The organism is Kosakonia sp. YIM B13588, from assembly GCF_042788165.1.
In the GTDB taxonomy this organism is placed as follows: Bacteria; Pseudomonadota; Gammaproteobacteria; order Enterobacterales; family Enterobacteriaceae; genus Kosakonia; species Kosakonia sacchari.
Map to the genome: position 1 here is coordinate 162,983 of NZ_JBHZPO010000003.1, position 16,159 is coordinate 179,141.

General features: G+C 56.1%; 11 protein-coding genes and 1 tRNA gene. 9 read left to right on the forward strand and 3 right to left on the reverse strand.

The window, feature by feature from the left end:
* Positions 1-56: 56 nt before the first annotated feature.
* Positions 57-674: a trimeric intracellular cation channel family protein gene (locus ACFX4U_RS08235; RefSeq protein WP_313508127.1), complete on the forward strand. Its 618-nt coding sequence runs from the start codon at positions 57-59 to the stop codon at positions 672-674.
* Here ACFX4U_RS08235 and ligB read toward each other — a convergent pair.
* Positions 668-2,347 (reverse strand): NAD-dependent DNA ligase LigB, encoded by a 1,680-nt coding sequence (gene ligB, locus ACFX4U_RS08240; RefSeq protein ID WP_313508172.1) that lies wholly within the window; start codon positions 2,345-2,347, stop codon positions 668-670. The two genes, ACFX4U_RS08235 and ligB, sit on opposite strands and share 7 nt — an antisense overlap.
* A 257-nt stretch (positions 2,348-2,604) precedes the next feature.
* Here ligB and gmk point away from each other — a divergent pair, with 257 nt between their 5' ends.
* From gmk to ACFX4U_RS08275, 7 genes are all read left to right on the forward strand, one after another.
* Positions 2,605-3,228 (forward strand): guanylate kinase, encoded by a 624-nt coding sequence (gmk, locus tag ACFX4U_RS08245; RefSeq protein ID WP_020455761.1) that lies wholly within the window; start codon positions 2,605-2,607, stop codon positions 3,226-3,228.
* A gap of 54 nt (positions 3,229-3,282) precedes the next feature.
* Entirely contained in the window at positions 3,283-3,558 is a 276-nt protein-coding gene (gene rpoZ, locus ACFX4U_RS08250; RefSeq protein ID WP_313508128.1) for a DNA-directed RNA polymerase subunit omega, read from the forward strand.
* A gap of 18 nt (positions 3,559-3,576) precedes the next feature.
* Positions 3,577-5,694 carry a bifunctional GTP diphosphokinase/guanosine-3',5'-bis pyrophosphate 3'-pyrophosphohydrolase gene (gene spoT / locus ACFX4U_RS08255; protein WP_305734668.1) on the forward strand — a complete coding sequence of 706 codons (2,118 nt, stop codon included), beginning with the start codon at positions 3,577-3,579 and terminating at the stop codon, positions 5,692-5,694.
* A 4-nt stretch (positions 5,695-5,698) separates the two neighbouring features.
* Positions 5,699-6,388: a tRNA (guanosine(18)-2'-O)-methyltransferase TrmH gene (gene trmH, locus ACFX4U_RS08260; protein ID WP_305734667.1), complete on the forward strand. Its 690-nt coding sequence runs from the start codon at positions 5,699-5,701 to the stop codon at positions 6,386-6,388.
* Between the two features lie 3 nt (positions 6,389-6,391).
* Positions 6,392-8,473 carry an ATP-dependent DNA helicase RecG gene (recG, locus tag ACFX4U_RS08265; RefSeq protein WP_313508129.1) on the forward strand — a complete coding sequence of 694 codons (2,082 nt, stop codon included), beginning with the start codon at positions 6,392-6,394 and terminating at the stop codon, positions 8,471-8,473.
* 125 nt (positions 8,474-8,598) lie between these two features.
* The gene (locus ACFX4U_RS08270) at positions 8,599-9,984 is read left to right on the forward strand and encodes an NCS2 family protein (RefSeq protein WP_017458157.1); all 1,386 of its coding nucleotides are present in this window, start codon (positions 8,599-8,601) and stop codon (positions 9,982-9,984) included.
* A 121-nt stretch (positions 9,985-10,105) separates the two neighbouring features.
* Complete coding sequence (locus ACFX4U_RS08275) at positions 10,106-11,842, forward strand: AsmA family protein (RefSeq protein WP_313508130.1); 1,737 nt, start codon at positions 10,106-10,108, stop codon at positions 11,840-11,842.
* Between the two features lie 50 nt (positions 11,843-11,892).
* On the opposite strand, the gene yicI is transcribed toward ACFX4U_RS08275, so the two are convergent.
* A complete protein-coding gene (gene yicI / locus ACFX4U_RS08280; RefSeq protein WP_313508131.1) occupies positions 11,893-14,211 on the reverse strand; it encodes an alpha-xylosidase in 2,319 nt (772 codons plus the stop codon).
* 10 nt (positions 14,212-14,221) lie between these two features.
* Positions 14,222-15,613, reverse strand: coding sequence for a glycoside-pentoside-hexuronide family transporter (locus tag ACFX4U_RS08285; RefSeq protein WP_305734663.1), 1,392 nt, complete (start codon positions 15,611-15,613; stop codon positions 14,222-14,224).
* 289 nt (positions 15,614-15,902) lie between these two features.
* Between ACFX4U_RS08285 and ACFX4U_RS08290 the strand changes: the two genes are divergently transcribed.
* Positions 15,903-15,997 (forward strand) — tRNA-Sec (locus ACFX4U_RS08290).
* The last annotated feature ends 162 nt before the right edge of the window (positions 15,998-16,159 follow it).

Sequence of the window (16,159 nt, forward strand, 5' to 3'; positions counted from 1 at the left end):
ATCGTATGCCTGTGTATAAATCGCTACCCTGCCGCTTCTGATTTACGGGGGCGGGCATGCTGTTACATATTCTCTATCTGATTGGCATTACAGCCGAGGCAATGACTGGCGCTCTGGCGGCAGGCCGTCGCAGAATGGATACCTTTGGCGTGATAATTATCGCCACAGCAACAGCGCTGGGCGGCGGATCGGTACGCGATATTCTGCTTGGTCACTACCCGCTCGGCTGGGTAAAGCACCCGGAATATGTCGTTATCGTTGCCGTCGCGGCAGTATTAACGACTATCTTCGCGCCAGTGATGCCGCATCTGCGCCGTCTATTTCTGGTGCTTGATGCCCTGGGGCTGGTGGTGTTTTCCATTATCGGTGCGCAGATTGCCCTCGACATGGGTGAAGGCCCGGTTATCGCCGTGATTGCTGCGGTAATTACCGGCGTGTTCGGCGGTGTGCTGCGGGATATGTTTTGTAAGCGTATCCCGCTGGTGTTCCAGAAAGAGCTGTACGCTGGGATCGCCTTTGCCTCTGCCGTGCTCTATATCGTTCTCGGTCATATGGTTCCCAGCTACGATATGGTGGTAATTGCAACGTTGCTGTTTGGCTTCATTACGCGATTACTGGCTATCCGCTGGAAGCTCGGCTTGCCCGTATTCCACTACAACCACAGCACTCACTGAAACGCCTTTATTCCTTGTTCGCCTAACCAAGCCGAAAGTTGTTCAATCTCGGGAGCATGCATAAAGGCAACGATCTGCCGGGCTTTTTCAGCACCAATTGCCGGGAAACGCTGCCACTCCTTTTCGTTACGCATGCGCATTTGCTGCCATGTTGTGTCGCCAGTGACTTTCAGGGCAGGCTGCGGCAGCGGCGTTCCAAGCGCAATAAGCCAGCGAATAAACGGTTTTTCTCGTACCAGCGAAAAGCGATGCCAGAGCTGTAAACCGCGTTCCGGCGAAATGCCAGGCGTCGACTGTAATTGCTCTTTTGTCAGCGCCAGCCAGGAAAAAAGATGTTCGAAGTGATGCGCCTGATTCAATCCCCGCCAGCCACTTTCGCCAAGCCCCTCAATCCCCAGCGCTTTTGCCGAGCTGAGCCATACCAGTCGAGCAATAAATTGCTCCTGACATTCCGCAGAAGCATAAAAACAGGTCAACGGGGTAAAACGTGGCGCAGGCGGAACAGGTTTATCGCGAACCAGTGAACGCCACGCCACACTGTCGATGCGCGGGATCCCTTGACCGGCGAGGCTGATAGCGATTTGATCGCCAGGCGCAACATCCAGCTCTTGCCAGCGTCTGACAGAACCCAAATTGACCCGCTGGACGCGTTTGTCATCGAGTTGTACCGGTTCCAGCAGAGCCACCACGGAAATTTTACCGGTACGCCCAATAGCAAACTGAATATCTTTTACCGTTGCAATTTCCTCGGGCGGTTCATATTTCCATGCCGCCACCCAATTACCCTGCCCCGGCAGCCAGGTATTTCCCGCCGGTTCGGTTCCAGAGCGCACCACAACACCATCGGTGACGAAAGGTAATTCAGAGGTAAACCAAAGGCTGCGCAGCTTTTCCACGTCTTCTGCAGTGCTCACTGGCACGCTATATTGCACTTCGTCACTAAACCCCGCTTTGCTGAGTTCCGCTAACTTTTGTGCCAGCGTTGCCGGGCCGTCTGGCCAGGCCCAGACGAAAAACGCCAGATCATTGAGAATGGCGGGCTCGTCGCGGCGCATCATCGCGCCCGCAACTTTTGCTCGGGCGTTAAGCCCACCGGCCTGTTTCTGAATATGGTTTTCCGTGCGTAAAAACAGTTCACCCTGCAATACGCTGTTCGCCAGCGCGCCACTCACTTTTTCAGGAATCGATGGGATTGCACGTATTTTTGCCGTCCAGTCTTCACCCGCCAGTCCATCTCCGCGACTGATTGCCTGCGTCAGTTCACCATTGCGATAGACTAACGTCACCGCGACACCATCCACTTTTGGTTGCGCCCATAAATCGGTTTTTCCTGCCATCCAGCGCTGTAGCGCTTGCTTACCCGCTAGCTTTTGCACCCCAGTGTGCGCGACAGGGTGTTTCACACTGCCGCCGGGTAAGACAGGTGCTGAATTTGCAGGTTCAAGCGCAAAACAGCGTTGCCATGCCGCCAGCCGCGCGCTGAGCTGGTCGTAAACAGCGTCGCTTACCTCGCTTGCTCCCTGCTTCCAGTAGTGCTCATTCCACTGGGTAAGCTGCTGCTGAAGGCGGTTAACCTCATCTTGCGCTCTAGATGGCGACCAGACTGGACACACCGCCTGGCTGGACAGGCTCCATAGCAACAGACACACCGCGAATCCGGTTCTTTTCCACATCATCCCTTCTCCTTGTGATAGCGCCGCTGTTATAGCGTGGCCAACGCTGTGCTGACGACATGGAAAGAGAGAGATTGCGAGGAGGATTCCGGCAATTCACTGCCGCTGTGAAAATTTGCAAATAAAACAGGAAAGCAGGCCGCAAAATGTCAAACTCAGCGGGAAAAAGTGTGACAAAGGCTACGTCACATAGCGCCGATGTGTATAATAGGCACGTATGTAAGTTTCCTTTCGCAATTCACATACAAAAGACTCTCATGGCTCAAGGCACGCTCTATATTGTTTCCGCCCCTAGCGGCGCGGGTAAATCAAGCCTCATTCAGGCTTTGCTAAAAACCCAACCGTTATACGATACGCAGGTTTCTGTTTCGCACACCACGCGCGCTCCGCGTCCGGGTGAAGTGCACGGTGAACATTATTTCTTTGTTAATCATGATGAATTTAAATCCATGATTGGCGAGGACGCGTTTCTTGAGCATGCCGAAGTCTTTGGTAACTATTACGGCACCTCGCGCGCAGCCATTGAGCAAGTGCTGGCAACCGGCGTAGATGTGTTTCTTGATATCGACTGGCAGGGTGCGCAGCAAATTCGCGCCCGTATGCCGCAAGCGCGCAGCATTTTTATTCTGCCGCCGTCGAAGCTGGAACTCGATCGCCGCTTGCGCGGGCGCGGCCAGGATAGCGAAGAGGTCATTGCGAAACGTATGGCGCAGGCAGTTGCGGAAATGAGCCATTACGCGGAATATGATTACCTGATTGTGAATGATGATTTCGATACCGCGTTGGGTGATCTGAAAACCATTATTCGCGCCGAACGTCTGCGCATGAGCCGCCAAAAGCAGCGACATGACGCTTTAATCAGCAAACTATTGGCAGACTGAGCCTGGTTTCAGTATCATGCCCAGTCATTTCTTCACCTGTGGAGCATTTTAAGTATGGCACGCGTAACTGTTCAGGACGCTGTAGAGAAAGTTGGTAACCGTTTTGACCTGGTGCTGGTCGCCGCGCGTCGCGCTCGTCAGATGCAGGTTGGCGGTAAAGATCCGTTAGTCCCGGAAGAAAACGATAAAACCACCGTTATCGCGCTGCGCGAAATCGAAGAAGGTCTGATCAACAACCAGATCCTCGACGTCCGTGAGCGCCAGGAACAGCAAGAGCAGGAAGCCGCAGAACTGCAGTCCGTAACCGCCATTGCTGAAGGTCGTCGTTAATTAACCTGCAGGTCACCCTTGTATCTGTTTGAAAGCCTGAATCAGCTGATTCAACACTATCTGCCTGAAGATCAAATCAAACGTCTCAGGCAGGCGTATCTCGTTGCACGTGACGCTCACGAGGGCCAGACACGTTCAAGCGGTGAACCTTATATCACGCACCCGGTAGCGGTAGCCTGCATTCTGGCCGAGATGAAACTCGACCACGAAACGCTGATGGCTGCACTATTGCATGACGTGATTGAAGATACCCCCGCCACCTACCAGGATATGGAACAGCTGTTTGGCAAAAGTGTTGCCGAGCTGGTGGAAGGGGTGTCGAAGCTTGATAAGCTCAAGTTTCAGGATAAGAAAGAAGCGCAGGCCGAAAACTTTCGCAAAATGATTATGGCGATGGTGCAGGACATCCGCGTCATTCTTATCAAGCTCGCTGACCGCACCCACAATATGCGCACGCTGGGTTCTCTTCGCCCGGACAAACGCCGTCGCATCGCCCGTGAAACCCTCGAAATCTATAGCCCGCTGGCGCACCGTTTAGGTATTCATCACATCAAAACCGAGCTCGAAGAGCTGGGCTTTGAAGCGCTATATCCAAACCGCTATCGCGTCATCAAAGAAGTGGTCAAAGCCGCGCGTGGCAACCGCAAAGAGATGATTCAAAAAATCCTCTCGGAAATCGAAGGGCGTTTACAGGAAGCGGGTATTCCCTGCCGCGTTAGCGGTCGCGAAAAGCACCTGTACTCGATCTACTGCAAAATGGTGCTGAAAGAGCAGCGTTTCCACTCGATTATGGATATCTACGCCTTTCGCGTGATTGTTCACGATCTGGATACCTGTTATCGCGTTCTGGGCCAGATGCACAGCTTGTACAAACCACGTCCTGGCCGCGTGAAAGACTATATCGCCATCCCCAAGGCGAACGGCTATCAATCTCTGCACACCTCTATGATTGGCCCGCACGGCGTACCGGTCGAAGTGCAGATCCGTACCGAAGATATGGATCAGATGGCAGAGATGGGGGTTGCCGCGCACTGGGCATATAAAGAGCATGGCGAAAGCAGTACTACCGCGCAAATCCGCGCTCAGCGCTGGATGCAAAGCCTGCTGGAGCTGCAGCAGAGCGCCGGTAGTTCGTTTGAATTTATCGAGAGCGTTAAATCTGATCTCTTCCCCGATGAGATTTATGTTTTCACCCCGGAAGGCCGTATTGTCGAGCTGCCCGCTGGCGCCACGCCGGTGGATTTCGCCTATGCGGTGCATACGGATATCGGCCATGCCTGTGTTGGCGCGCGCGTCGACCGCCAGCCGTATCCGCTGTCGCAGTCGCTCTCCAGCGGCCAGACGGTAGAAATTATCACCGCACCGGGCGCCCGCCCGAATGCCGCATGGCTGAACTTTGTCGTCAGCTCGAAAGCACGCGCCAAAATCCGTCAGATGCTGAAAAACCTCAAGCGTGACGATTCGGTGAGCCTCGGCCGCCGTCTGCTGAATCACGCGCTGGGCGGGAGCCGTAAACTGGCCGAAATTCCGCCGGAACATGTGCAGCGCGAGCTGGATCGCATGAAGCTCGCCTCGCTCGATGATTTGCTGGCCGAAATCGGCCTCGGCAACGCCATGAGCGTCGTGGTTGCGAAAAACCTGCAGCAAGGGGAAGCCGTGCAGAGCACGCAAGCACCGGCTGGCTCAAACGGTGGTCATCTGCCGATTAAAGGCGCAGACGGCGTACTGATCACCTTTGCCAAATGCTGTCGCCCCATTCCTGGCGACCCGATTGTCGCGCACGTCAGTCCCGGCAAAGGGCTGGTTATTCACCATGAGTCCTGCCGCAACATTCGTGGCTACCAGAAAGAGCCAGAGAAGTTCATGGCCGTTGAGTGGGACAAAGAGACCGCGCAGGAATTTATCACCGAGATCAAGGTGGATATGTTCAACCATCAGGGCGCACTGGCGAACCTGACGGCAGCGATTAATACGGCCTCGTCGAATATTCAAAGCCTGAATACCGAAGAAAAAGATGGCCGCGTCTACAGCGCGTTCATCCGTCTGACGGCGCGCGATCGCGTCCATCTGGCGAATATCATGCGCAAAATCCGCGTGATGCCGGATGTGATAAAAGTCACCCGCAACCGAAACTAACTTTATGAATTCTCAACGTTATGCGCGTATCCGCGAGATGCTCGCCAGGCGTCAGCCGGATCTGACGGTCTGCATGGAGCAGGTTCACAAGCCTCATAACGTCTCCGCCATTATCCGCACTGCGGACGCCGTCGGCGTGCATGAAGTTCACGCCGTCTGGCCGGGCAACCGCATGCGCACCATGGCCTCATCTGCTGCGGGCAGCAACAGTTGGGTGGAAGTGAAAACCCACCGTACCATTGGCGATGCTGTTGGCGTGCTGAAAGCGCGCGGCATGCAAATCCTTGCGACTCATCTGTCCGACAAAGCCGTTGATTTCCGCGAAATAGATTACACCCGCCCGACCTGCATTCTGATGGGCCAGGAGAAAACCGGGATCACGCAGGAAGCGCTGGATCTGGCGGATCGGGACATCATCATCCCAATGACTGGCATGGTGCAGTCGCTGAATGTTTCCGTGGCGTCAGCATTGATTCTTTACGAAGCGCAGCGCCAGCGGCAAAACGCCGGTATGTATGAACGTGAAAACAGCATGTTGCCGGATGGAGTTCAGCAACGCCTGCTGTTTGAGGGTGGCTACCCGGTGCTGGCGAGAGTCGCGAAACGCAAGGGCCTGCCTTACCCCCACGTAAATACGGAAGGCCAAATCGAAGCCGACCCAACGTGGTGGGCAACGATGCAGGCGGCGGGATAACCAATGAAAGGTAAGCTGCTCGATGCGGTGCCTTTAAGTTCGCTGACCGGTGTCGGCGCGGCGCAGAGCAGCAAGCTGGCGAAAATCGGCCTGCATACCGTTCAGGATCTCCTGCTTCATCTCCCGTTACGCTACGAAGATCGTACCCAGCTTTACCCAATTGCCGACCTGCTGCCGGGCATTTACGCCACGGTGGAAGGCGAGGTGTTGAACTGCAATATCACCTTCGGTGGTCGCCGGATGATGACCTGCCAGATTAGCGACGGTTCCGGCATTCTCACGATGCGCTTTTTCAACTTCAACGCGGCGATGAAAAACAGCCTCGCCACCGGCCGCCGTGTGCTGGCCTATGGGGAAGCGAAACGCGGGAAGTATGGCGCGGAAATGATCCATCCCGAATACCGCGTGCAGGGCGATCTCAGCACCCCGGAATTGCAGGAAACCCTGACGCCGGTTTACCCCACCACCGAAGGCATCAAACAAGCGACACTGCGCAAGCTCACCGACCAGGCGCTGGAATTACTGGCGACTTGTGCCATCAGCGAACTGCTGCCACCGGAGCTGGCACAAGGCATGATGAGCCTGCCAGAAGCGCTGCATACGCTGCATCGCCCGCCGCCGTCACTGCAACTAAGCGATCTGGAAAGCGGGCAGCACCCGGCGCAGCGCCGTTTGATCCTTGAAGAATTACTGGCGCACAACCTCAGCATGCTGGCCTTGCGCGCCGGCGCGCAGCGTTATCATGCGCAACCACTCGGCACCATAGATGAACTGAAAAACCGCCTGCTGGCGTCATTGCCGTTTAAACCAACCGGCGCACAAACGCGCGTGGTCGCGGAGATCGAGCGCGATATGGCGCTGGATATGCCGATGATGCGCCTGGTGCAGGGCGATGTGGGCTCCGGTAAAACGCTGGTCGCCGCGCTGGCAGCCTTGCGGGCAATTGCCAATGGCAAACAAGTGGCGATGATGGCGCCCACCGAACTGCTGGCAGAACAGCACGCCAACAATTTCCGCAACTGGTTCGCACCGCTCGGCGTGGAAGTAGGCTGGCTGGCGGGCAAGCAAAAAGGCAAAGCGCGCCAGGCACAGCAGGAGGCGATTGCCAGCGGTAAGGTACAAATGGTGGTGGGCACCCATGCCATTTTCCAGGAACAGGTGCAGTTTAACGGCCTTGCGCTGGTGATTATCGACGAACAGCACCGCTTTGGCGTTCATCAGCGGCTGGCGCTGTGGGAAAAAGGCCAGCAGCAGGGTTTTCACCCGCATCAGTTGATCATGACGGCAACACCAATCCCGCGCACGCTGGCGATGACCGCCTACGCCGATCTCGACACCTCGGTGATCGACGAACTACCACCAGGCCGTACACCGGTCACTACCGTCGCTATCCCGGATACACGCCGTAGCGAGATTATCGACCGCGTGCGAAGCGCCTGTACTGGCGAAGGTCGCCAGGCCTACTGGGTTTGTACATTGATCGAAGAGTCCGACCTGCTGGAAGCACAAGCGGCGGAAGCGACCTGGGAAGAGCTAAAACTGGCGTTGCCGGAGCTGAATGTTGGCCTGGTGCATGGCCGCATGAAACCGGCAGAAAAACAGGCGGTGATGCAGGCATTCAAACAGGGCGAGTTGCATCTGCTGGTCGCCACCACGGTGATTGAAGTGGGCGTGGATGTGCCAAATTCCAGCCTGATGATTATCGAAAACCCGGAGCGGCTCGGTCTTGCGCAACTCCACCAGCTACGTGGCCGCGTTGGACGCGGTGCGGTAGCCTCCCACTGCGTTCTGCTCTACAAATCCCCTTTGTCAAAAACCGCGCAAAAACGTCTGCAAGTGCTGCGCGACAGTAACGATGGCTTTGTGATTGCGCAAAAAGATCTGGAAATTCGCGGTCCCGGCGAACTGCTTGGTACCCGCCAGACCGGCAACGCGGAATTCAAAGTCGCCGACTTGTTGCGCGACCAGGCGATGATCCCGGAAGTACAGCGCGTAGCCCGCCATATTCATGAGCGTTATCCGCAGCTTGCCGAAGCGCTGATCGACCGCTGGATGCCGGAAACAGAACGCTACTCCAACGCCTGAGTTTTAGAACCTTATCCCGTAAAACGAACACCCCTTAGAAAAGTATGTTTTTAGCATAGCAACCGTTTGCTTTTACCAAACAGTCCGATAAAATCAGCGCTTTTCCATCCAGGGGATTGCTTGAGATGTCCGTAAACACCATCGAGTCAGAAAGTGCGCAACCGGTTGCGCAGACTCAACCCAGCGAACTGATCTACCGCCTTGAAGATCGCCCGCCGCTGCCGCAGACCCTGTTTGCCGCGCTCCAGCATCTGCTGGCAATGTTTGTTGGCGTTATCACGCCCGCGCTGCTTATCTGCCAGGCGCTGGGTTTACCGGCTCAGGATACTCAGCACATTATCAGCATGTCGCTGTTCGCCTCTGGCGTCGCCTCTATTATCCAGATCAAAGCCTGGGGCCCGGTCGGCTCCGGGCTGCTCTCGATTCAGGGCACCAGCTTTAACTTTGTTGCGCCACTGATCATGGGTGGTACCGCGCTGAAAACCGGCGGTGCGGACGTGCCCACGATGATGGCTGCGCTGTTCGGCACCCTGATGCTGGCCAGCTGCACCGAAATGGTCGTCTCCCGCATTCTGCCGTTTGCGCGTCGCATTATTACTCCGCTGGTTTCCGGTGTGGTGGTGATGATTATCGGCCTGTCGCTGATTCAGGTGGGTCTGACATCGGTTGGCGGCGGTTTTGCTGCGATGGGCAACCACACCTTCGGCGCGCCGAAAAACCTGCTGCTGGCAGGCGTGGTGCTGGGGCTGATCATTCTGCTTAACCGCCAGCGCAACCCCTATTTACGCATTGCGTCGCTGGTGATCGCCATGGCCGTTGGCTATGTGTTGGCGATGTTTATGGGCATGCTGCCGGCCTATAGCGCACCGGCAACTTCCTTTATGGTGCCGACGCCGCTTTACTACGGCCTGAGCATTGACTGGACCCTGCTGCTGCCGCTGATGCTGGTATTTATGATCACCTCGCTTGAAACCATCGGTGACATCACCGCTACTTCTGACGTTTCCGAGCAGCCTGTTGCCGGCCCGCTGTATATGAAACGCCTGAAAGGCGGCGTACTGGCAAACGGCCTCAACTCATTTGTTTCCGCTGTTTTCAATACTTTCCCGAACTCCTGCTTCGGCCAGAACAACGGGGTGATCCAGTTGACCGGCGTTGCCAGTCGCTATATCGGTTTCTTCATTGCGGTGATGCTGATGGTGCTTGGCCTGTTCCCGGCAGTCAGCGCTTTTGTGCAGCAACTGCCTGAACCGGTGCTGGGCGGTGCAACGCTGGTGATGTTCGGCACGATTGCCGCTTCCGGCGTGCGCATTGTTTCCCGCGAACCGCTGAACCGCCGTGCGATCCTGATTATCGCGCTGTCGCTGGCCGTTGGTCTGGGCGTTTCCCAGCAGCCGCAAATCCTGCAATTTGCCCCGGACTGGCTGAAAAACCTGCTCTCTTCCGGTATCGCCGCAGGCGGGATCACCGCGATTGTACTGAATCTGATTTTTCCGCCAGAGAAAAACTGATAAACCCCGCGGCAACGGGGTGAAAACCGTTGCCGCCGTAACGCCCTTTCATCATTCCGCCCTTGAGCATTGCGCATAAATCGTGCATAACTGCCAGACTGGCAACTGGGGATGGAAGATCATGAAATTTCTTGGAAAGCTGCTCCTTGTCGTTGTTATCGCCCTGCTTGTGGCGGTCATCGCCTGCTATTTCCTGCTGCAAACCCGCTGGGGTGCAACGCAGGTCAGCAAGTGGGTAAACGACAACAGTGACTATCACCTCACTTTCGAAGCAATGGATCACCGCTTCTCCTCCCCTTCCCATGTGTTGCTGAAAGGCGTGAATTTTGGCCGCAAAGGCAAACCGGCAACGCTGGTCGCCAAAACCGTCGATATCGGTCTGAGCAGCCGCCAAATTACCGATCCTCTGCATGTCGATACCATTTTGTTGCAGGACGGCACGCTTAATCTCTCCCCGGCGGCCGCACCGCTGCCCTTCCAGGCAGACCGTCTGCAATTAAGCAATATGGCGTTTAACAGCCCGACCACCGGCTGGGATCTCAGCGCCCAGCGCGTCACTGGCGGCGTTGCACCGTGGCAGCCTGTCGCGGGAAGTGTACTGGGCAGCAAGGCGCAAATTCAGATGAGCGCCGGTTCGCTGACGTTAAACGGCGTTCCCGCCAGTAACGTGTTGGTTCAGGGCAGTATTGATAAAGATGTCGTTACGCTGACCACCATCGGTGCGGATATGGCGCGCGGTTCTCTGACCGGAGACGCGCAGCGCGCCGCCGATGGCAGTTGGGTGGTGAACAATTTGCGGCTGAATGATATCCGCCTGCAAAGCGACAAGTCGCTGCTCGATTTCTTTAATCCGTTGACGACATTACCATCGCTGCAAATTGGCCGCGTTGAAGTGACCGATGCCCGTTTGCAAGGGCCTGGCTGGGCGGTCACCGATCTCGATTTGAGTTTGCGCAATCTGACGCTGATGAATGGCGACTGGAAAAGCGAGGACGGCAGGCTGTCGATGAACGCCAGCGAGTTTATTTACGGCTCGCTGCACCTGTTCGACCCGATCCTCAATGCAAACTTCGCGCCGCAGGGTATTGCGCTGCAACAGTTCACATCACGCTGGGAAAACGGCATGGTGCGCACGTCCGGCAACTGGTATCGCGCAGGCCACGCGCTGGTGCTGGACGACACCGCATTTGCCGGGCTGGAATACACGCTGCCGGAAAACTGGAAGCAGCTATGGATGGATGATTTGCCAGCATGGCTGAACACCGTGACGCTGAAAAAATTCAGCGCCAGCCGCAATCTGGTGATCGATATCGACCCGGCTTTTCCGTGGCAACTGACGGCGCTGGACGGCTACGGCGATAACCTGCAACTGGTGCGCGAGCGCAAATGGGGCGTGTGGGGCGGAACGGCGAAACTGAACGCCGCGGCCGCCACCTTTAACCGCGTGGACGTACGCCGCCCATCACTGGCGCTGAACGCCAACAGCAATGTGGTCACTATCAGCGAGCTAAGCGCCTTTACCGGGCAGGGGTTGCTGGAAGCCAAAGCGGTGGTTGCGCAAACGCCGGATCGCAGCGTGAACCTTAACCTGAACGGGCGCGGCGTGCCGGTGAATGTATTGCAGGAGTGGGGCTGGCCGGCGCTGCCCATCAGCGGCGACGGTAATCTTCAGCTCACCGCCAGCGGCAGTGTGCGCGCCGATGCGCCGCTAAAACCGTCGGTAAACGCCGAGCTTTCCGCTATTAACGTGCAGAAGCAACAAATCAAACAGAATATGCATGGCGGTGTGGTTTCCGGCGGCGTCGTTGCGCCTCCGGCGGAATCCACATCAGCGCCTTCACCTCAGCCGGCTCCCTGAACATGATATGTCCTCTCCCTCACGGGAGAGGAATATCGCGAAGCAAAAACTCACAGCGTAATCCGTATCTCCCCGTCTTGCGGCGTAATCACCACGCCTGACTCACTGCCAGATTGCGTGGCGCCTTGTACATCCGCAATCTGCGCGATATTGCGCAGGCACAGCGTCCAGTTGTGACACTCTCCTTCGCTACGTACGGTAATCACACCCGCATCGCGTTTGGCCCGTAAACGGAAGATCACCGCACCGCTGGCATCCGGCACGTCGCATAACGCTTCGCGTCCCTCTTCCAGCGCAAACAACTGGAAAGCGGTACCGTCATGCCAGGTATAATCCGGGCGCTGATCATTGTTGCCAAGCGCCAACAGGGTGTTATCCCGCACGTACACCGGCAGGCTCATAAAGTCGTGGCGCTGTTTATGCCAGCGGTTGCCGGTTAATGTGTCGTTGTGCCACAGATGCGTCCAGCGTCCTTCCGGCAGGTAAAACTGCACGTCACCCGCTTCACTGAACACCGGCGCGACCAGCAGCGCATCGCCAAGCATGTACTGGCGGTCAAGATAGTCACAAGCCGGATCGTCCGGGAAAGCGAGCATCATGGCGCGCATCATCGGCAAACCGGATTCGTGTGCCAGCGCAGCCTGGCGGTAAAGGTACGGCATCAAACGGCATTTTAGCTTCGTGAAGTGGCGCACCACATCGCAGGACTCGTCATCGTACGCCCACGGCACACGGTAAGATTTGCTGCCGTGCAGACGGCTGTGGCTGGAGAGCAGGCCAAACGCGCACCAGCGTTTGTAAACATGCGCGGGAGCGGTGTTTTCAAAGCCGCCAATATCATGGCTCCAGAAACCAAAACCAGACAGGCCAATTGATAGCCCGCCGCGCAGGCTTTCCGCCATCGATTCATAGTTGGCGTAGCAGTCGCCGCCCCAGTGTACCGGGAACTGTTGCGCACCGACGGATGCAGAGCGGGCAAACAGCACCGCATCCTGCTCACCAACGGTTTCTTTCAACACGTTCCACACCAGCTCGTTGTAGATGTACGCGTAATGGTTGTGCATTTTCTGCGGACACGCGCCGTTATGCCACACCACATCAGTCGGGATGCGTTCGCCAAAGTCGGTTTTGAAGCAGTCCACGCCCATCGCCACTAAATCTTTGAGTTTATTGGCGTACCACTGGTAGGCTTCCGGGTTGGTGAAATCATAAATCGCCAGCCCCGGTTGCCATTTATCCCACTGCCACAGCGAACCATCCGCGCGTTTCAGCAGGTAGCCCTTCTCTTTCAGCTCATGGAATACCGGTGATTTCTGGCCGATATAGGGGTTTATCCAGACGCAGATTTTCAGCCCGCGCGCTTTCAGACGTTTGATCATCCCGGCCGGATCCGGGAAGGTCACCGGGTCCCACTCAAAATCGCACCACTGGAAAGCTTTCATCCAAAAGCAGTCGAAGTGGAAAACGTGCAGCGGTAGCTGGCGCTCCGCCATGCCGTCAATAAAGCTGTTCACCGTCGCTTCGTCGTAGTTGGTGGTAAACGAGGTGGTGAGCCACAAACCAAACGACCACGCAGGCGGCAACGCCGGACGACCGCTGAATTGCGTATAGCGGTTCAGCACGTCCTGCGGCGTTGGGCCGTCGATCACGAAATATTCGAGATATTCGCCCTCAACGCTGAACTGCACTTTGGAGACTTTCTCCGAACCCACTTCAAACTCTACCGCTTGCGGATGGTTTACCAGCACGCCGTAGCCACGATTGGTGAGATAAAAGGGAATATTTTTGTACGACTGTTCGGTGCTGGTGCCGCCGTCGCGGTTCCAGGTTTCCACCATTTGCCCGTTGCGAACCAGCGCAGTAAAACGCTCGCCGAGGCCATATACCGTTTCACCCACGCCCAAATCCAGCCGCTCAAACAGGTAATTGCGGCCACTGTTGCCATCCTGCACGTAACCATTGTTTTTTAACTGGCTACCGGTAATGCGCACGCCATCGCGCAGAAAATCGAGCGCCCAGTTTTCACCTTTACCAATGCGCACACTGAGCGCACCGCTTTGCAGCTCGGCAAAATCGTCGGTGTTGCGCATTTCCACGTGGACGTCTTGCGCAACATTAAGCGGGAAGTGCGGGCCGTTATCTATTACTCCCTGAAAATGTTCGATGCGCACGCCAATAATCCCTTCCTGCGGCGAGAAAAAACGCAGGGTGAAGAGCGGCGTATCCAGTTGCCAGGTGCGCTCGCGCACATCGCGCGGGGCGGCATAGACCGCCATCTCATTACCCTGTTGTTCGATTTCAAACACCTGCACCGGCTGGATCAATGTCAGACCCGGCTGGATAAGCCAGTTGCCATCACTGATTTTCATGCATGACTCCTTACAGTAACTCTTCCCGTGGTGAAACATGCCCAAACCGTTGCTGGCTGCGGTGCTCGCCGCGCGCCAGCTGTTCCATGATCGTTTTGAGGAACGGTGTTTTCAGGGTGTAGTAGCGTTTGGCGATAAAAGCGCTCAGCAAGTAACAGGCCGCCGGAACCAGCGTAAACAGCGCAATGATGATGCTGATGGTGGCGCTGTTCTGGCTCTGTGCCGCGGCATTGTAACCACCGCCCGCCAGCGCCCAGCCAATCAGTGCGCCGCCGAAAGCGAGACCAAGTTTCAGCACGAACAACGTGCCCGCGAAGCTAATACCGGTGAGACGTTTGCCGTTGCACCATTCGCCGTAATCAACGGTGTCGGACATCATCACCCACTGGATCGGCGTGACGAGCTGATGCAGCACGCCGATGACAAAGATAAAGATGAACATGGTGACGCTGGCCTGAATCGGCACGAAAAACATAGCGATGCTAAGCACGGTGAGCGCAGCGTTGGTCCACCAGAAGATGGTGACTTTGCATTTCCAGTCGGTAAGCGGCTTGGCCAGTGCGCTGCCGATCAGGTTGCCGACGCAGTAGGTAGTGAGAAACGCGGTGAAAATGGCGGCATCGCCCATGATCCAGGTGACGTAATACATCATCGCACCGCCGCGCACGCAGACCGCGAGAATATTCAGGATGGTTAGCAGACCCACGATGCGCCACTGGTCGTTTTGCCAGATGTCGCGCAGATCTTCGCGCATGCCGGTAGTGCTCGGCGGCGCCTGGATACGCTCTTTGGTGGTGAAGAAGCAGAACGCCAGCATCATAAAGGCGACCACGGAGAGCACCGCGATGCCGCCCTGGAAACCGAAAACTTTGTCATCGCCGCCAATCAGTTTCACCAGCGGCATCATCAGCACGGTAGAGAGCATGCCGCCCGCCGTCGCCAGCACGAAGCGCCAGGATTGCAGCGAGATGCGCTGCTGCGGGTCGTTGGTGATCACGCCGCCGAGGGCGCAGTAAGGAATGTTGACCACGGTGTAAAGCAGGGTGAGTAACGTATAAGTGACAGCGGCGTAGATCATCTTGCCGCTAAGGCTGAGATCCGGCGTGCTGTAGGCCAAAACGCACACAATGCCGAACGGCAACGCGCCAAAAATTATCCACGGGCGGAACTTGCCCCAGCGGCTGCGGGTTCGGTCGGCGAGCAGCCCCATGCATGGGTCCGAAACGGCGTCTAATGCACGCGCCAGCAGAAACATGGTGCCGACAAACCCGGCGGGGATGCCAAAGATATCGGTATAAAAGAACATCATGTACAGCATTACGTTATCAAAGACGATATGGCTGGCGGCGTCACCCATGCCGTAGCCAATCTTTTCTTTCACAGAAATAATCTGACTGTCCATTTTTGTTTCCTTTACGCATGAAAAATACGCAGAAAGCGGTTTCAGACGTTGTAAACGATTGGATTTCAGCCGGGTATTGCGAATTCTTGTTATCTGATTACGTTTATTCTTTTCTGTGATCGCGGTTCCTTTAGCGGGTGAAAAATTGCTAAGCCGTGGAAAAGTTGAGGATTTATCTTAAACAACCGTTTGCGGCGGGAGCACAATGAGAAAATTTATGACGGAAGTATGTGGTAAATGCCTGAAAGTAGCTATAATGCGCCCCGCCTCCATGTAGCAATGCAGGCGCGGAAGATCGTCATCTCCGGTGAGGTGGCTGGACTTCAAATCCAGTTGGGGCCGCCAGCGGTCCCGGGCAGGTTCGACTCCTGTGATCTTCCGCCAATTAGCCTCTACTGAACTCCACTGTCTCAAGTAAATCCCCTATAATACCCGCAATTAAAGCTGATTATGTTCTCCCGAGGTCTACTGTCTCTACCAGAATCAAGTGCATTCTGGGGGCATAATGGGGGGCATGATTTATAGCCCCATTTTGAGATGCCCCCA